The following is a 20320-nucleotide window of genomic DNA, read 5'->3' on the forward strand; positions in this document are numbered from 1 at the left end:
TATGTGCGGTATTGTTGGTGCTGTGGCTCAGCGTGATGTTATCGGCATTCTACTGGAGGGCCTGAAACGCCTTGAATACCGTGGATATGATTCCGCAGGTGTCGCTATTATTGAAAAAGGCGCATCTGACATTACTACTATCAAAGCGGTCGGCAAGGTAAAAGAGCTGGTCGACAAAGTCGGGAACAGTGGGGTAAAAGGCCGAACCGGAATCGCGCACACACGTTGGGCCACTCATGGCGTACCGAGTGAAAAGAATGCACACCCGCACATTTCAGGTAGTGGTCTGGCGCTGGTTCACAACGGAATTATCGAGAACCACAACGAACTTCGTAACGAACTGAAAGAGGCAGGTTACAACTTTGCCTCCGACACAGATACAGAAGTCGTCGTGCATCTGTTACATCAGCTTATGTCCGAGTCCGAAATGGATCTTCTGACTGCCGTGCAAAAAATTGTTCCCCGCCTGCACGGTGCGTACGGTCTGTGCGTGGTGAGTGCCAATGAGCCAGAGACCCTGATAGTCGCTCGTAGCGGTAGTCCCCTGGTAATCGGTTGCGGTATTGGCGAGAATTTCGTGGCATCGGATCCACTGGCTCTAGGCCAGGTGACTGACAGATTCATCTATCTGGAAGAACACGATGTCGCTGAAATCAAACGCGACAGCATTAGAATATTCAGTGGAGACAAACCGATTGATCGAAAGGTCACCCGTATCAGAAGTGAAATCGATGAAATAGAAAAAGGTGAGTTCGGACATTTCATGCTCAAAGAAATTTACGAGCAACCGGCAGTCATCAAAAATACGCTGAGTGGCCGTATCAGTGACCGGCATGTGCTGGAGGAAGCCTTCGGCGTCAAGGCGCGGGAAATATTCGACCAGGTAGATAACGTTCAGATAGTTGCCTGTGGTACCAGCTCTCATGCCGGTCTAATTACAAAGTACTGGCTGGAAGAGATTGCCAAACTGCCCTGTCAGGTGGATATCGCCAGTGATTATCGCTATCGGCCTATAGTGGTTCGACCAGGAACGCTGTTTGTTACCATTTCGCAGTCAGGTGAAACAGCGGACACATTGGCCGCGCTGCGTTATGCCAAAGAGCTTCCTTACGTCGCCAGACTGGCCATTTGCAACGTTGCGACCAGTTCGCTGGTGCGCGAGTCCGATTTCTCATTGCTGACCATGGCTGGTCGAGAGATTGGGGTGGCATCAACAAAAGCCTTTACGACGCAGCTTGTGGCATTGTTCCTGCTTTCATTGGTGCTGGGTCGTCGTAATGGCCTAAGTGAGGCTGAAGAAGCCGACTATGTCAAAGATCTGAAAGAGCTGCCAGAGCTCATTAAAAATGTGTTGAAACAAGATAAAGCCATTCAGCAGCTTTCCATCAATTTTGCAGACAAACATCATGCTCTGTTCCTAGGACGCGGCGCGCAATACCCGGTTGCGAAAGAAGGGGCACTTAAACTGAAAGAAATCTCCTACATTCACGCCGAAGCCTACCCGGCAGGTGAGCTAAAACATGGACCACTGGCGTTGGTTGACGACAAGATGCCAGTGGTTGCCGTCGCCCCGAATGACGAGTTGCTCGGCAAACTTAAAGGCAACCTGGCAGAGGTCAGCGCGCGCGGCGGCAAGCTGTTTGTAATTGCGGATGAGTCCGCTGGCTTTGACGATGAACGCGAGTACAAGTTGATCAGATTGCCGGCCGTGCCTGATGCACTTGCTCCCATCGTATACACCGTCCCGCTGCAGCTGTTGTCCTATCATGTGGCCATCCTTAAAGGCACAGATGTGGATCACCCCCGAAATCTCGCCAAATCGGTGACAGTTGAATAATACATCTTTGCCTTCCTAGCCATTTGGCTAATTGTTTTTGTTTCGCTCTGAGACATCTCGGTATCTGGTGACAGTACTGGTAGAGCGAAACAAAAACATACCTTCCGAGGCATGGCTTTTGTGACGATCGTATCGTAACATCGGGAGTTCCTACCTGCTTTAACCAATTGTTATTGTTTGGATAAAGTAGGCTGATGGCCATAGCCATTGTACAACCACCTGGTGGACCGATACGTGCAATCTAACCGAGATAGCGCTGAAGAAATAGCCACGGCCATTAGCCGAGGAGACAGCCAGGCAGAAGCTCTGCTGGTTGAGCGGTATTATCGGATAGTGTTGTATATACTGAAAAAACGGGTTCAGGATGAAAACCAGGCGCGCGACCTTTGTCAGGAGACGTTTCGCATTACGCTTGAACGCTTGCGGGCAGAACCACTAGCGGAGCCTGATAAATTACCCGCATTTCTGCACAGTGTAGCTATAAAGCTATGCATCGCCGACGGACGAAAGGCGGCCAGAAGACAGACTTATGCGGACAGCGACTTTATTGACCAGTTTGCTGACCAGAATTCGGACCAGTTTGCACAGCTAGACCGTGAGAGAGCAGCGGCTGCCGTCAGGGCACTTCTCGACGAACTGGAAAACGAGCGCGATCAGAGGATACTGAAGCGCTATTACATAGATGAACTGGACAAACAGATTATCTGCGACGAACTGTCGTTGAGTCACCGTCACTTCGACAAGGTGATATCAAGGGCAAGAACTCGTTTCAAAGAGCTGATTGAGACCAGAGGCCAGATTAGTTAGCCGGCGTCAGTCAGTCCAGGAGGGTAGCGAGCATGCTTGATGAAAAAAGCAATGTTCGAGATGAGATGATTGACTCGTACCTGCGTGACACACTGCCCGATGAGGAGCGTGCAAAGGTAGAACTGTGGATGCTGGAAGATCCGCAGTTCCACGAGCAGGTCCGTCAGGCAGAGCTCATGCTGACCTCATTCAGTCAGCTGGAAAATTCCGCATCAGCATCAATTCACCCGATAAAATCCGAAACTCCGCATGAAACACGCACATCTTTTAAACAATGGATAGCGCAACCAATGTCGATGGCGGCAACGGTGCTACTCGCTGTAGCAACTACCCTGCTGATCCGCGGAGAGAGTCAGCTAACCGACGGCGTATCGCTATCCAATGGGCTCGCCTTGAACGCAGTAACCACACTGCAGTCAACCCGCAGCGCGGGTACTGAAATTCAACTAAGTGGCGACACGCAATTACTTCAGATTGATGTTGGCATTAGCCTTGACGATGCGCCGTACCAGGTAGTGCTTACTCATGAAGACGGAAATCCACGCTTTGAGTTTCAGCTGCATGCAGATGCCAACGGAATGGTCCGGCTCCTGACGCCCGCAGAGCTTGAAGGTCGTTATCTGCTGAGCGTGCAGCAATCAGGCAGTAGTGGCCAATCGGAACAAGCTTACCTGCTCGAATTCAACGGATAGTCCTAACTAACTCTCCCTATGGGCCAGGAGTGCTGCCATGGAACTAGTGCGAGGTCTTAATGAAAAAGGGCAATTCAAGACCTTACCTGATGGCGTAAAACTCTACACGCTGTTTAACAACAAAGTTCCGCAGGCAGACTTTGACGTCACTGATTTGCGCAAACTGGGTGCCGCGATGCGGGACCTGCAGGCCTCCAATGTGTCAGCAATGGCTGGCTATACCTATCTTGGACAGTTTCTGGCTCATGACCTGAGTCGACTGCGAATTGAGGGCCACAATAAGACGGTCAAATCGTTCACCACCGACATCCTGCGCAGCGATGTCAGTTCCGTACTGGATCTCAGCAGTGTTTACGATGGTGCTATAGCTGGCAGTTTGATGAGGAAAACCGGCAGCGCCTTTATGGCCCTTGGCGATGCGCAGGTTTCTGATGGGCCCGACATTGTAGGTTACGACCTGCCTCGCAACGGCTTGCGTGCCTGTATCGGCGATGACCGTAATGACGAAAATCTAATCGTTTCCCAGCTGCACGTTCAGTTCCTGAAACTTCATAATTTCTTTGTCAGGGAAATCAGCCACGATAGCCCGGAGCTTGGTACTGAATTGCTTTTCGAGGCAGCCAGAGAACAGGTCATACTCCACTATCAAGAGGTTATTCTTCATGATTTCCTGTATGAAATTCTCCACCCGGCAGTTTGGAAAGCCATAATCCTTGAGAACAAACATATACTGTGGGACCCGGACCCTTCAGAGCCAGCAGTATTGCCGGTTGAATACAGCGCCGCTGCCGGCAGGTTTGGGCACGCCATGGTACAGAACAACTATAACCTTAATGCAGTGACCAGTGTCAGTGTGTCAGAACTTTTTGAGATGACCGGTGAGGGCCGCTTTGGTGGCAAGTACCAGCGGATGCCGGCAACCCACTTAGTAGACTGGCGGCTGTTCTTTGACTTTCCAAAACACAATACGCGGGGCTTGCCAACGCGAAACAAGGCATTACGAATCTCGCCACGAGTTCGCGTCGATCTGATCAATACACAGTCGTTGCCTGTACCAGAGGAGAGCAACCTGGCTACCCGAAATCTGCTCCGGGGATTGCAGATGCGACTCAGCTCTGGCCAGGCGACAGTTAATCACCTACTCAATAACTATCAAGCCCGGTTACTTGAGCTGGAAATTCCGATCTGTTTGCTTAATAGAGATCAACTTAACCTTAATAAGCCAGGTTTTTCGCAACATGTTCTGGATAGCTGCAGTCCGGCACTGAGTACTCATACACCACTTTGGTACTACGTGTTGGCCGAAGCGTGTGTGGAAACATTTGAAGGGATCGGCAAGCTGGGGCCGCTAGGAAGTCTGATTGTAGCAGAATCTATCCGTGGGCTACTGCAGCTGGACCGAGATTCAATAATGTATAAAACGCGCCGACAAGACATCGCCCCCAGCAAGAATATTGCAAATCTCCCAGGGAGAAAGTTTTTGCAAATGAGTGATCTGTTACTTGCAGCCAACAACAGTATCTCAGATCCGACTAGTTTCATAATAAGGCAGTAGCTCCGTTTCAACGTAAAGAGGAATAAAAAATGTCAGTTAATGATTTCTGGATGGACATTCAAAATAGTGAGTGGCACTCGGTTGGAGGAAGCACTGTAAGAAACAAACAGTTCAACCCTTTTTCTGATGATGATTGGCGCGCGGGTCTGGTACGAGACAACGAACCTTATTACCCACCGAGTGGGGTACACATAAAAATAAAAAGCCAGGAAGAGACTCGCGGCGAATACTCCGTCGACCACCACGGTAAACCGGAGCAGGTACCGGCAACAAAGCTTAGAACCTTTACGCTGGAAATTTCCGGGGACGACTTTCTGGGGAAAGAAGCACTGAGTGCTGCGAGGTTTCTGGTTGTTGGTGATCATGCCATCTCCTCGCCGCTGACACTTAGCAGCACCAAGTCAGTTGTGGTGCTTGTGCGTTTGTATACTGCTTCAGACGGAAAGCAGGTCATGGTCAATGAGCTGATCTGGTCGGTGCAATACGATAAGACACCCGGAAGCACCAAGACTTTCTACGACATCCAGAAGTGGTTTTGCTGCAGGTATCCATGAAATCTGGTGCAATAAAATGCGCAGTTTGCGCACTGCTGTTCTTCAGTAGTCAGGCACAAGCACAGTGCCGATCTGAAGATGACAGATTTCGCGCGGAGCATCTGGTCGAGGTACCTGCAGGTGGATTGCTGCTCGGCATTGAGCCCGGCGCTGAATCACTATTGATAGAGCTGCAGGGGCCACAGCAGTCACTCAATTATGCAAGCCCTGCGGGACCTGCGTTAGAGCACTTTATTGTCCTGGGCAGTGAACTTCAAAACGAGTCTTATACGGTTTGTGTGTATGCGCGTTATCCTCACTCCAGCCCGAGTACACTGCACCTGTATGACATGCCCCTGCGCAGCATCCCTGCCAGTGAAATTGAGTTGCGCACAAGTATGTCCGAGGCCTATGGTTTTTGGGCAGATGATACCTTCCAGTCACGGGACGAAGCCGTGCAGATATTTGCCAATGTTGCAGCGGCAGCCAGGTCAGTCTCTGAAGATCTGATGAGAGATGCTTTGTTGATGATGGCAAAAGCGCAACTACGTCAGGCAGACTTTATAAATGCACTGGACACGCTGTCGGAAATCATCGCCGTACCTGGTGACCCAATAGAAGACTATAAAACCACGTGGGCAACGGGTGAGGCCAGGCTGCGCCTGAATGATCTGGCTGGCGCCATTGAATCGCTGCAAAGTGCTGCGAACAGTATCGTAAAGATCCCCGCAGAATTCTCAGACAGGTCGTCGCGCGATCTGGTTGATATTCGCATACTGCTTGCGGAGGCTCTGTTGGCAGCCAGACAAATCGAACAGGCGGAAGAGCAGATTAGCCTGGCGGCAGAGATGGCCGGCGAGGAGTCGCGCCTGATCGGACGCCTGCATGACGTTATGGGCTTCCTGGCAATCCGACGGAGTGAACAGCCCGGGTTGGCATTGGCTGAGCAGCGCCAACATCTGTCGGAGGCAATCGACATTATGCTGGCCGGTAGAATCTATTCTGGAGAAGCTGCTGATCCTGTGCCGATGGCAGCATTCGAAAACAATCTGGGATTCGTCTACGACCGGTTGGGGGAGTATCGCCGCGCGCTTATACACTATCGCAATATACTGGATACGGTTGATCCCGCCGAACATCCTCTCGTGTATCGTTTCGCGTATTCAAACCTGGGTCGGCTGTACCAGGTCACAGCCGACTACGATCGATCTGAAAGTTACTATCGTCAATCGATCGCTTTCTCCGAGAGCTCCAGCGGAGCTATTTCCACCACACGTTGTGCACTTGGTGCAACACTTCGATTGAGCGGCGATATAGATAGCGCATTGATCGAGCAGACTATGTGTCAGCGTCAGGCGGAGGCAACGGGAAATCAGAGAGCCATGATTCTCGCGCGGTATGAGCTCGCTGAAAGTTACCTGGCCCAGGGCGATCATGAGCGGGCCTGGCAAAACGTAGAATGGGCCTGGCAGCAACGGCAGACTGACATCAGCCCGGCTCTGCGCGCCCGCATAATGAGACTCTACGCCTGGTTATTACAGCGCAGAGGTAGTGGCGCTCAGGCATGGGCTACGATTAACGAGTTACTTGTCGAACAGGATGATGATCAGACACGTCTCGATAAGGCTGACAGAATCGAAAACCTGGCCATGGCCATGAACCTCAGCCTGGAACAGGGAGACATGGCACGGGCTGAACCTTATGGATTAATGGCAATTGATCTGATCGAATCCCAATATGAGCAATTTGAGTCCGAACGACTCGGTCCTGCCTGGGGAGCGCGGACGCACAGGATATTTGTTCAGTTGGCAGAAGCGTATTTAAAGCAGTACCTTGAAAACGGTGAAGCGCAACTGCTGGAGAAAGCGTTCGCAATCACAGAGCGCTCACGGGCCGCGACCCTGCGTCAGCAGTTTGCAGGACATCAGCTACAGGGCAACAAGACTGGATCTGGCAGCAGCCAGGGGGATGATCCAATCAGTCGATCCGCAGAGAAAGCACAGATAAATGCCATTAGCCGAATTGCCAATGAGATTGCCAATACAAATGCGGCAGCCAGGATCGATAGCTCAAACATAAGTCTACCCGCCAACTACTATCATCATCAGGACGTGCTGAGTTTGCATCGATTGCAGGGAGTAATGGGCATGCCCCTGCCTCCTGCAATGACGCTTGCGGAGATACAGTCCAGAATCGAACCCAATCAGGCAGCTCTGTACTACCTGATAACCGACTCAGACAACTACGTATTCACGCTGACTGATGAAACACTGACAGTCACTCAATTGGAAAATCTTGAGTCGATCGGGCTGCTGGATACTGTGCGGGAACAACTGGCACATCCTGACGCGTCGCCCTACATGGCGCTGGCAGACCTCTCCGGGCATTTGCTTGGAGGTATCTCACAACTGCAAGATAAAACAGAGCTGTTGATAGTGCCGCACGGTGCTTTACACCGAATGCCATTTGCTGCACTGCCGATACCAGGCAAGCCAGGGTACACGCCATTGATTTCCCAATACACGGTTCAAATTCTGCCATCATTAACCGCCTTCCTGATGGACAAGCCGCTTAACGCCAGCAACACGCAGCTTGATGTTGCTGTGTTTGCCGATCCGGTATTCGACAGGGATCAATTGACACAACTTGTCGCGACGCTCGATACCGCAGAGCCATCCGAACTGAGGGGTTGGTCTGACAGTCTGCAGAGGCTTCCGAACACGGCAACTGAGGCAAATAATCTCACAGCGCTTTTTGGCGATGACAGGACACAGCTTTTTACTGGTCAACGTGCCTCGCGAGGCAACCTGGCACGTGATGATGTCCGGAATGCCAAAGTCCTGCACATAGCGACACATGGCTACTTTAATGCTGACAATGAGGACAATGTCGGTCTGGGGCTGTCAGTCATCGATGAGAACGGCAACCCGGACACTGGCTTTGTTACATTACCAGAACTGTTTTCATACAGGTTCAACAACGAACTTATTGTTGTCAGCGGTTGTGATACGGCCATGGGCCGGGAGCTGGCAGGCGAAGGCATGATGGGTCTGACACGTGGTTTTATCGCGCAGGGCGCCAGACACGTGATTTCGACCTTATGGCCAGTGTCAGACCGGGCGTCGGCGGAATTCATGGCCATTTTTTACCGCCATCTTCACCAGACTGGACATGTGGCCGATGCGCTAAAATCGGCACAATTGGAGCTTCAGCAGAATCCGAATTACCGCGCTCCATTCTACTGGGCTGCCTATGTTCTTACGTCAACACATCAAGACCCGCAGCTTCGATTTACGCCCACCACGCAATAAGTGCCAAGCCCCTCCTTTGGGTACCAGTGACACCCCAGAAATATCACGCAAAAAAGCAATTTCTTTTCGTTTTGACTGAGACATTGACTGCTGTCACGACAGAGACCTCCTGAGCAGACCCACAAAGTCTGCACGCAGCTTTTTGGACCCATCCACCGGGTCAATCCAAACACTGGATCGAATCAGATAAGTCGCCATTCAGAATCAGGAATCTGTGTCATGACAATAACAGCAGCCCTTCAATCAGCACAATTGCAGTCAGTTTCTGGTGAGGCCACGAACGACCGGCGCCGAAGTGATGACAAACGCATCTCTGCAATGGCGGTCCTGGCAATCAGCCTTTTTCTGGGCTTGGGCCAAATTGGTAACGCGGCTGCACAGTCTGACACACGGGCCGTCCTTGAGGCACTGTACAACGCCACCGGCGGCGCCAACTGGTCCAACAACACCGGCTGGCTGGGTGAAGCGGGCACCGAGTGTGACTGGTTTGGTGTGCAGTGTGACCAGCAAGGTGCTCTGACAGGCCTGAATCTGGCCAACAACAGCCTGACCGGTGAGTTGCCGGCAGCGCTGTGGAGCGCCTCAACGCTGCAGTTCCTGAGCCTGCACAGCAACAATCTCTCCGGCGCACTGCCCGATGCGCAAACCTTTGCAGCCCTGACCCAACTGGGCAGCCTGGATCTGGGGGGCAATGATTACACTGGTTCTCTGCCGGCCGGTGTCGGCAGTGCCAGCAACCTGCGTAATCTGTTCCTGTGGGGTAACCAGTTCAGCGGATCGATTCCGGCAGAGTGGGCCAACCTGACATTGTTGGAGAACCTGTCGGTGGGTGGCAACAACACCCTCAGTGGGTCAATCCCGACCTTCCTGGGCAGCCTGAGCAATCTGGTACAACTGGACCTGGCCTACAACGCCTTCACTGGCGCGGTCCCGGCCGAGCTGGCAAATCTGGGCAATGCGACCTCGATCAACCTTCGCAGTAACCAGCTCAGCGGCGCGGTGCCCCAGGCCATCCTGGATAAACTGGATGTGATCAATCTGTGGGCCAACCCTCAGCTGACCGGCCTGACGCTGGGCAGTGAGGCCGCCTGTGATAACCAGACGGCTCTGACAGTAGGCGTGCGAGCAAATGGTGAGCTGACCCCATTTACTGACTGCTACTTCGAAGAAGACAACATCGTGGCGGACTTCTTCAGTCTGGATCTGAGTGGCGAATCAGGCACGACCTTGCTCAACGTACAGGCCTATTCCGATCACTACTACCCACACGTAGGTGTGCTGGACAGCAACAGTTACGAAGGTCTGGATATCGTGGATACCCAGGTCCAGCAAAATGGCCTGTCATTTGAGGTAGCGCTGCCACCGGGGCAGTATGTGCTGTACATCCATGGTGGCACTTACCAGCCACAGAATGTAGCGGCAACTGGCACCTACTGGCTGGAGGCAACACTGACTAACGAGCTTCAGTCAGGATGTCTTGATTTCAACAACACCTGGGTGACCAAGGGTGTTGAGCTTGGTGGTTCAATCAGCAGCGACGACTGCCTGGATGAATTCGGTGATCCGGATCGTCTGTTCGACTCCTACGCCATCTGGCTGGAGCAAGGCGACTCAGTAACCGTGACGCTGGAGGCTGAGATTGCCACCCAGCTCCTCAGCTTCAGTGATTCTGCGTTTATTGCGGGAACACCAAACACCGCCGCTGGCGTAAAACACGGGCTGACGGTCACCGCGACCGATCGCGGCTGGCACCGCTTTGCGCCATACACTACCAACAACAACCCGACCGAGACCGGCGCCTACACCATTCGTTTCATTGAAACGCCAGTCTTTGGCGACACGCAGGCCTGTACGCAGAACCTGCCGGGCATTGCACTGGGTGGTTCGGCCAACGGCTCACTGAACAGTGAGACCGACTGTTTGCACTTCAATCGGCTGAGTGACAGATATGTTCTGACGCTGAGTGAGTCGACACTGTTTCGGATGGATGTGACAACGGATGGTTTTAACCCGCTCATCGGGCTGTTTAGAGCGGGCAACGCTGATCTCCTGCTGGGCAATCGCTCCAGCGCGAGCACCAGTGTCAGTCTCGAACTCTTCCTTGCGCCGGGTCAGTACTGGCTGTTCGTCAGCAGTGCACAGCAGGTGCTGGACACCGCACCACAAGGCACCTATTCACTGAATGTCGGCGCTGCTCTGCCGTTGTCCCAGATGCAGACCACCGGCTGTGCGGGTGGCAATACCCGTCTCGTGATTGATGGTACCACTGCGCTGACCGGCGAGGTTGCAGCAGGCGACTGCCAGGACAGTAACTCTACTGTCGGTATTGAAGCTGGCAGTCCAGAATACGATGGTTACCAGCTGGTATTACCAGAAGGCGCACCCGAGATTCAAATGAATCTTGAAGCTGCTTTCCCCGCGCGCTTGAGTGTCTGGCGCGCTGGCCAGTTTGTTCAGTTCTGGGACGTCGCAGCCGGACAGAGCACTCAGCAATCGTTGACTACCGCTGGCTCGTATCAGATCTACGTGCTTGGCCAGCAGGGGCCGAACTCTCAAAGTGGCGCTGACCGCGGCACATATTCACTGACGCTGACACCACAGGTGGGAGATGCGCAGGCATGCAGCACACTGTCCAGTATATCCCTGGACAGCAGCACGGATGGCTTGCTGGACCGAAACGACGATTGTTTCCAGAATGGTCGACTGATTGACCGCTATTCACTGACCTTGACTGAAACCACATTGTTCCGGGTCTCACAGATCAACAATCAGTTTGCACCGTTTACCGGTATTTACAATGCAGACGGCAGCCGTCTGTTGGGAAGTCGTTTGGCGCAGACCAATGTCTACACTGAATACCTGCTGCCGGCGGGCCAGTATCAGGTTTTTGCCAGCAGTCGATTTACCGATGCACTGATACCTCCGGCTGGCAGCTATACGTTGCAGATCAGTGCCGCATTGCCAATGAGCGACCTGCAGACTAACTCATTGTACGGACCAACCAGGTTGATTCCTGAAGGGAGTGTCGAAGCGGCGCTTACTAACACAGACTCTGTCGACCCTGTTATTCAGGATGGTGTGACGCGCTACATTGATGGTTACAGTTTTGCAGTACCGGCGGGAGAAACCATTACGGCGACGCTTGACGCCAGCTTCCTTTACCGATTTGTAAAGTGGGCCGGTACGTCTTTCTCTGAATTGACACTGGACGAAACCGATATTCAGATAGATGCCGCGAATGTCTCTGCCAGCAAAGTGCTTACGGGCCCTGCCAACTATCTACTGTACATATTGGGTAATGCGGAGGCAGTGACAGGCTCATACACGCTGAGTTTTGCTTCAGGTGTAGGTACTACTGCGCAGTACGACGCTCTGCTTGCCCTGTACAATGCAACCGGTGGCGCCAACTGGACCAACAATGCTGGATGGCTCGGAGCTGCGGGTACCGAGTGTAGCTGGCACGGTATCAGTTGTCAGAACGGAGTCGTGACCCAGATTGATCTGGGCGGCAACAACCTGGTGGGAACACTGCCATCAGAGCTGGGCTCGTTAACCAGCCTGACAGGCCTTTGGTTATGGGATAACCGCCTTGAAGGAGCTGTTCCGGCTTCGCTGGGCAATCTGGTCAACCTGACCCACCTGGATCTGTCTTATAACCTGCTGACAGGACAGGTGCCGGCTTCGCTTGCCAATCTGACCAACGCGCAAAGCATCAATTTGCGTAATAACCTGCTCAGTGGCGATGTCCCTCAGGCGGTGCTGGATACAGGCATCGTCAATCTGTGGGGCAATATTGCGCTGAACCTGGCTAAAGGTGATCCGGCTGCCTGTGCGGTGGACGATCAGTTAGTGGTGGGCGGTTCGGTCGCTGGTGAGCTGTCTCCGTTCACTGACTGCTATGTGGAAAGCGAGAATGTGATGGCTGATTTCTATCAGCTTGACCTCAGTGCCGCGCAAGGCACCACGCTGGTTCGCATCGAAGGTGACTCGCAGTTCTTCTGGCCACACATGGGCATCATCGGGGCAGAAGGTCTGGGCGATCGTGATATTGTGGAACGTCAGGTCGGTGAGCCACCTTTTGCCTTCGAGGCTGCGCTGGCCCCGGGTGAGTACACTATCTACTTCCACGGTGGAGAGTATACCGGCGACAAGAATGCCAATGTTCCTGCAACCGGTTCGTACTCCTTAAGTGTCACGGCCATCAATGAGCTGCAGGTCGGCTGTCGTGAGTTCAACAACACCTGGGTGACCAAGGGTGTTGAGCTTGGTGGTTCAATCAGCAGCGACGACTGCCTGGATGACTTTAATGAGCCACACCGCCTGTTTGACTCCTATGCCATTTGGCTGGAGCAGGGCGAGTCAGTGACCGTAGCGCTGGAAGCCGACATCGATACCCAGATCCTCAGCTTCAATGAAGCTGGGTTTATCACGGCGTCCTTCGGCCCGGCTAACATCAAACACGGTGTGACGGTTACAGCGACCAGCAGTGGCTGGCACCGCTTCGCCCCGTACACCACCAACAACAACCCGACCGAGACCGGTGCCTACACCATCCGCTTTATTGAGCCACCGGTGTTTGGGAATGCTCAGGCCTGTTCGACAAACATTCCTGACCTGGCGCTGGGAGGTAATGTCAGTGGAGCTCTGAACAACGATACGGACTGTTTCGAGTTTGGTCGCCTGCGTGATTACTACCGCCTGAACATCAGTGAGCCGACGCTTTTGAGAGCGGAAGTGCAAACAGATGAAACTACCGGCTACATGCCGATGCTTGGCATCACTCGCGCATGGGACTCATCCATGCTGCTTGGCAGTCGAGTTGCTGTAAACAACACTGTAACTCTTGAGATGTTCCTGGCCCCTGGCCAGTACTGGCTGTTTGCCTCCAGTCGCTTCACGGCACTGGACACAGCAATCGAGGGTAACTACACCCTGAACCTCAGTCAGGCCTTGCCCATCGATCAGATGCAGACCGGCGGCTGTACGGCCGGTGATACCCGTCTGGTGCTTGGCGGCCCGCTGGTGATAGACGGCCAGGTGGGTGAGGGTGACTGTATCGACAGCAGCCAGTTCGGTGAACAGGCCGGCTTCCCCGAGAGAGACTCGTATCAACTGGTTGTGCCCGAAGGCGCTCTGCCGGTGCAGGTCGATCTGCAGGCGAGCTTCAATGCCCGTCTGGCGGTCTGGCGTAACGGTCAGCCTCTGGCTACCCCGACCGTCGATGAGCAGGGTCAGGCCAGCTATACGATTAACGGAGCGGGCTCCTACCAGATCAACGTGCTGGGCCAGCTTGGACCAGATTCACAAAGCGGGGCGGATAGGGGCAGCTACCAGCTGGCCATCACACCGCTGATAGGTAATGAGGCAGCGTGTAGCAACGTCCCGACTATCAACCTGAGTGACAGCATTAACAGCACCCTGGATCGACTGACGGATTGCTACCGCAACGGTCGGATGGTTGACCGTTATCTGCTGGAACTGGAAGAGACCACACTGTTCCGTGTGCAGCAGAGCAGTCAGGGCTTTGCGCCGCTGACAGGTGTCATGGCGGCAGAGGATCAGTCGCGCATATTCGGCACGCGGCTAAACACCGCACCAGTGAATGGCGTATTCAATGTCTACACCGAGTACCTGTTGCCGGCCGGCCAGTACTGGGTATTCGCCAGCAGCGTCCAGACCGATGGCCTGATGCCCCCGGTGGGCAGCTACACGCTGAACCTCAGCCTGGCGCTGCCGATCAGTGACATCCAGAGCAATCCGCAGTTCGGTCCGACCCGACTGGTGCCGCAGGGCACCATCGAGGGTACGCTGAGCAACACCGATGCGATGGATCTGTTTGCCGCCACAGCAGAGCAGCAACGCTACCTGGATGCCTACAGCTTTGCGGTAGCAGAGAACGAGCGCATCACGGTGACACTGCAGGCGGGTTATCCGATCCTGCTGTCGAAGTGGCAGGGTACCAACTTCTCCAACCTGCAGTATGTGGAGGCTCAGCCTGCGGCGGCCAACACAGCGGTCAGCTATGAGCTTGAAGGTCCCGCCAACTACATCATGTATGTGATCGGCAATGCCGATGGGGTGACCGGACCTTACACCATAAGCTTTGATGATGGCAGCACAACTGCGGCCGCGACTCGCGCGGTACTGCAGGCTGTTTATGACGCAACTAATGGCGCCACTTGGACCAACAATACCAACTGGCTGAGCACGGAGGTTGCCCCCTGCGACTGGTTCGGTGTGCACTGTAATCAGCAGGGTGTGCTGATCGGTCTGGAACTGCCCAACAACAATCTGACCGGTGAATTGCCCGGTGCGTTGTGGAATACGACATCACTACAGTTCCTCACACTGAGGGAAAATAACCTCAGCGGCTCCTTCCCTGATGCTGAGACTTTCGCGGCCCTGACTCAGCTGAGCGGGCTGGACCTGGGAGGTAACGACTACAGTGGTGGATTGCCCACCAGCCTTGGCAGTGCAGGCAATCTGACCAACCTGTTTCTGTGGGGTAACCAGTTCAGCGGTTCGATCCCGACCGAGTGGGCAAATCTGATTGAGCTGCGGTACCTGAATCTGGGTAGCAACGGCTCGCTTAGTGGATCACTACCGGCCTTCCTCGGTGATTTGGTGAATCTGCAGGATCTGGATCTGTCCTATAACGCCTTCACTGGAGAGATTCCGGCGCAACTGGCTAATCTCAGTAATGCGACGTCGATTAACCTACGCAGCAACCAGCTCAGCGGCGCAGTACCGCCAGCTGTACTGGATCTGGGCGTCGTGAACCTGTGGGCGAATCCTGGGCTGACTGGTCTGGCGCTGGGCAGTCCTGCAGCCTGCGACAACCAGGCTGCGCTGACCGTAGGCCAGCGCGTCACGGGCGAACTGACCCCGTTCACCGACTGCTACTTTGAAGAAGACAACATCATGGCTGACTTCTTCAGTCTGGATCTGAGTGGGGAAACCGGCACCACGTTGCTGCGTGTTGATGCCTACTCTGATTACTTCTACCCGCACGTCGGTGTTCTGGACAGCGACAGCTATGAAGGGCTGGATATTGTTGATACCCAGATCCAGCAGAATGGACTGACGTTTGAAGTGGCCCTGCCACCGGGTGAGTATGTGCTGTACATGCACGGTGGTACCTACCAGCCACAGAACGTGCCGGCTACTGGGGCCTACTGGCTGCAGACCACACGGGTCAACGAGCTGCAGAGTGACTGCCGTGACTTCAACAACACCTGGGTGAGCAAGGGCGTTGAGCTCAGCGGTGCGATCGGCAGCGACGACTGCCTGGACGAGTTTGGAGATCCGGATCGTCTGTTTGACTCCTATGCATTGTGGCTGGAAGAAGGTGAATCGGTCACGGTTACCATGGAAGCGGAGATTGCCTCACAGATCCTCAGCTTCAACCAGTCTGGCTTTATTGCGAGCTCGCCGTTTACGCCGGCCAACACCAAACACGGTGTGACGGTTACAGCGACCAGCAGTGGCTGGCACCGCTTTGCCCCGTATACCACCAACAACAACCCGACCGAGACCGGCGCCTACACCATCCGCTTTGTTGAGACGCCAGTCTTTGGCGACGGGCAGGCCTGTACACAGAACCTGCCAGGTATCGCACTGGGTGGCTCGGCCAATGGCTCACTGAACAGCGACACCGACTGCTTCAACCTGAGTCGCCTCTCCGATCGTTATGTGTTGAACATAAGCGAGCCGACACTGTTGCGCGCTCAGATGCAGACCGATGGCTTTATGCCAATGATTGGTCTGTACCGCGCCTTTAATACAGACGTGATGCTCGGCAATCGCGTTGGTATCACCGATACAACCACCCTTGAGATGTACCTGGCCCCTGGCCAGTACTGGCTGTTTGCCTCCAGTCGCTTCACTGCGCTGGATGAGGCCATCGAGGGTAACTACACCCTTAACCTGAGTCAGGCCTTGCCGATCGATCAGATGCAGACCGGCGGATGTACGGCAGGCGACACCCGTCTGGTGCTCGGCGGCCCGCTGATGATTGAAGGTGAGGTGGGTGAGGGCGACTGTATCGACGGCAGCCAGTTTGGCGAGGCGAACGGCTTCCCCGAGCGAGACTCGTATCAACTGGTTGTGCCCGAAGGCGCTCTGCCGGTGCAGGTCGATCTGCAGGCGAGCTTCAATGCCCGTCTGGCAGTCTGGCGTAACGGTCAGATCCTGCAGGCCAATGAGGTCAGTGCCGGTGGCAATACCAGCTACACGATCAACGGAGCAGGCTCCTACCAGATCAACGTGCTGGGTCAGCTTGGACCAGATTCACAAAGCGGGGCGGATAGGGGCAGCTACCAGCTGGCCATCACACCGCTGGTCGGCAATGAAACCGCGTGCGGCAATGTGCCGACCATCTACCTCGGTGACAGCGTCAACGGCACCCTGGACCGATTGACGGACTGCTACCGCAACGGCCGGATGACCGATCGGTACCTGCTGGAACTGGAAGAGACCACACTGTTCCGTGTGCAGCAGAGCAGTCAGGGCTTCGCACCACTGACTGGTGTCATGGCGGCGGAGGATCAATCCCGGATATTCGGCACGCGGCTAAACACCGCACCAGTGAATGGCGTATTCAATGTCTACACCGAGTATCTGTTGCCAGCGGGCCAGTACTGGGTATTCGCCAGCAGCGTGCAGGCTGATGGTCTGCTGCCACCGGTGGGCAGCTACACGCTGACTCTCAGCGCCGCGCTGCCGATCAGTGATATCCAGAGCAATCCGCAGTTCGGTCCGACCCGCCTGGTGCCGCAGGGCACCATCAATGGCGAGCTGAGCAACACCGATGCGATGGATCTGTTTGCCGCCACTGCAGAGCAGCAGCGCTATCTTGATGCTTACAGCTTTGCGGTAGCAGAGAACGAGCAAATCACGGTGACCCTGCAGGCGGGTTATCCGATCCTGTTGTCGAAGTGGCAGGGTACCAACTTCTCGAATCTGCAGAATGTGGAGGCACGGCCTGCGGCGGCCAACACAGCGGCCAGCTATGAGCTGGAAGGTCCCGCCAACTACATCATGTATGTGATCGGCAATGCCGATGGGGTGACCGGACCTTACACCATAAGCTTTGATACAGAGCTGATACTTCCCTACGTGGCGCCAGCTGGAACAGACGCAACGATCACCTTGAATGAGGATCAGGTGTATGCCTTCAGTTCGAATGACTTTGGATTCTCTGACGAGGATGAGAATGCCTTCATCTCTGTGCGGATCAGCAGTTTGCCCACCGCCGGCAATCTGACGCTGAACGGCACCGCCATCACAGAAGGCCAGGAAATTGATGTGACGAACTTGTCTCAACTGGCCTTCAGACCTGCGCCCAATGCGTCAGGTGATAGCTACGCGACGTTCACATTCCAGGTACGTGATAACGGACTGGATTTGATCACTGGCCGCGATGGCAGCATCGATCTTGATCCAAACCCCAACACGATTCAAGTGAACGTAACCCCGGTTAACGATGCGCCGCTTGGTTCAGGAAACAATGTCACACTCAACGCAATCAGCGCAGTTACTTTCTCGGAGGCTGATTTCGGTTTCAGCGATCCTGATGACAGTCCTGCGAATACTCTGCTGGCAGTGAGAATTGTTGGGCTGCCAAACGCGGGATCACTGTTGCTGGCAGGCAATCCTGTCACGTCCGGGCAAGTCATCCCCGCGACCGAGTTAACGGATTTGAGCTACGAACCGCCAGCCGAACTTGTCAGCCCATTCCTGGTCGCCTTCACTTACCAGGTGCAGGACAACGGAGGGACTGCCAATGGTGGCGTTGATACTGATGCGACTGCGCGAAGCTTTAGTATCGCTGTAGTAATCGAGCCACCAGTTACGCCCCCGCCAACAACGGGTGGTGGCGGTACGCCTGCACCGACCCCTACGCCTGAGCAGGTTGCTGATGAGATCAATAATCTGGATAACGATCTGCAGGTTATCGAGTCTGTTGTCGTCCAGCCAGGCCAGCCGGTGAGCCAGGAAGTGGTCAGTCAGGTGGGTAGTGCACTTGAGCGTACTAACACGCTGGCACAGCAAGTAACAACGGCCCTGCCAGCTGGCACAGAAGGTGTAAATCTGGCGCTCAATGCCCTGAACACCATGTCTCGTACGTTGACTGCCTCTGCGGCGGTGTCAGCGGGTGGTGGCACTGTATCCAACACGGCGGCAACCAGCTCGATCAATAGTGTTGCGACGGTACTTAATGCTCTTAGTACACGTACTCAGAGCATCACTGCTGAGCAGCGCGCAACAGTTCAGTCACTGGCTTCATCAACGGTAAGCAACTCCAGTAACCTGATTCGTGCTGGCAGCACCAACGACGAGCTGGTGTCGATGGTTGCAGCGACCAGTGCGGTCATCAATGCGGCATCGGCTGCTGGTGGTACCTTGACGACAGAATTGGTCGCTCAGGCGGAAGCTCTTGTCACCAAGGCTGTCAAAACAGGTATTTCGTCGATTGCTCCTGGAATCAACGTTGAAGATCCGGTGCAGGTTGGAAATCTCTTGCGCACCAATCCACAGGCCCTCGAATTCGCCATCGACGCGTCTGTGGCGGTCAAGTCGCGAATCCAGACAGACAACACTGCTGTTCAACAAGAGCTGGCAAGCAGGGGGCTGGATACAGCTGCCAGTGAGCGCCTGACCAATGTGCTGACGGCGGTATCCAACCCTGATGGGGTCACTGTAGCCGGCTCTACGGCCAGCGAAGTTCTGTTGTCGGCCCTCGTGCAGTTCCTGACGGGTGGTTCACAGGCACTGGTTACTGAGGATGGACGGATCGTCATGGCATTGAACACCGGTGGTATCGAGCTAACGGTTGATGCACTGACGGGTACTCTAATGATCAAGGCGCCTGGAGAAACTTACTCTGCAGCTGTGGTCAATACCCGCATCGTCTCATCCAGCGTGCCAGAGGGTCTGTCTTTCATGCGCGATGGTCGGGCATTGATCGTGGCCAATGGTGTCGCCATGGAGCTGGCGCCGATTGCGGTCGATCTGGTCGGGTTTACAAGCCTTGTCGAAGGCGCTGGCTATGAGATGAATCTGCGCGAACGAGGAGCCGTTCATGTCACGCTGGGTGCAAACGATACCTTCGTTGGCGTGTTTGCGTACGACAATCTGGCCAATACTTCTGGAAGCTGTGGCGCCAGTACGCTGACAGATCCGGCCGGGGAACCCAACTCAGCCGGATACGCCTTCGGTGTGAAGTGCAGCAATGGCGTCACACAGAAAATTGTACCGTTTGTCCATGATCCTGTGTTCTATCGCTCTGTCACAGATTACGGATTGACGCTGACGACAGACCGTAACACCGGCATCATTACTATCCCGAATGTTGGGGTATACAAACCTGGTTACTTTGTCAGCAAGCTGAGCAGTGCGCAGCAGCAGTTCCTGGCAACGAACAAGGATGCACGCGGTGTTGCTTTCGAGTTCAGGGACTTGAACGGAGATGGACGTGGTGACGTCGTGTTCTACACGGCAGCCGGGGCTCAGCACCTCTACCATGTGGCGCCTTGAGTACCTTGAAATGAGTCTTGGCATGGATGCCAGATAGCAGGGAAATG

General features: G+C 54.4%; 7 protein-coding genes. All 7 read left to right on the forward strand.

From position 1 onward, the window contains the following. The first annotated feature begins 1 nt into the window (after position 1). The 7 genes from glmS to LVD14_RS03175 all read left to right on the forward strand — a co-directional run bounded on the left by glmS (position 2) and on the right by LVD14_RS03175 (position 20273). Positions 2-1837, forward strand: coding sequence for a glutamine--fructose-6-phosphate transaminase (isomerizing) (gene glmS / locus LVD14_RS03145; protein WP_237132576.1), 1836 nt, complete (start codon positions 2-4; stop codon positions 1835-1837). Between the two features lie 234 nt (positions 1838-2071). Beyond that, complete coding sequence (locus LVD14_RS03150; RefSeq protein ID WP_237132577.1) at positions 2072-2644, forward strand: RNA polymerase sigma factor; 573 nt, start codon at positions 2072-2074, stop codon at positions 2642-2644. Positions 2645-2676: 32 nt separating this feature from the next. Then, the gene (locus tag LVD14_RS03155) at positions 2677-3336 is read left to right on the forward strand and encodes a hypothetical protein (RefSeq protein WP_237132578.1); all 660 of its coding nucleotides are present in this window, start codon (positions 2677-2679) and stop codon (positions 3334-3336) included. 175 nt (positions 3337-3511) lie between these two features. Next, positions 3512-4891, forward strand: a complete 1380-nt coding sequence (locus LVD14_RS03160) for a peroxidase family protein (protein ID WP_237132579.1) — start codon at positions 3512-3514, stop codon at positions 4889-4891. Positions 4892-4920: 29 nt separating this feature from the next. Next, on the forward strand, positions 4921-5445 hold the full coding sequence (locus LVD14_RS03165; protein ID WP_237132580.1) for a hypothetical protein: 525 nt from the start codon (positions 4921-4923) through the stop codon (positions 5443-5445). Further along, positions 5442-8735, forward strand: a complete 3294-nt coding sequence (locus LVD14_RS03170) for a CHAT domain-containing tetratricopeptide repeat protein (protein ID WP_237132581.1) — start codon at positions 5442-5444, stop codon at positions 8733-8735. The genes LVD14_RS03165 and LVD14_RS03170 overlap by 4 nt, the downstream gene beginning before the upstream one ends. A gap of 219 nt (positions 8736-8954) precedes the next feature. Next, positions 8955-20273, forward strand: coding sequence for a hypothetical protein (locus tag LVD14_RS03175; RefSeq protein ID WP_237132582.1), 11319 nt, complete (start codon positions 8955-8957; stop codon positions 20271-20273). Positions 20274-20320: the final 47 nt, after the last annotated feature.

The sequence above is a fragment of the Pseudohongiella sp. O18 genome (genome assembly GCF_021729085.1).
GTDB lineage: Bacteria > Pseudomonadota > Gammaproteobacteria > Pseudomonadales > Pseudohongiellaceae > Pseudohongiella.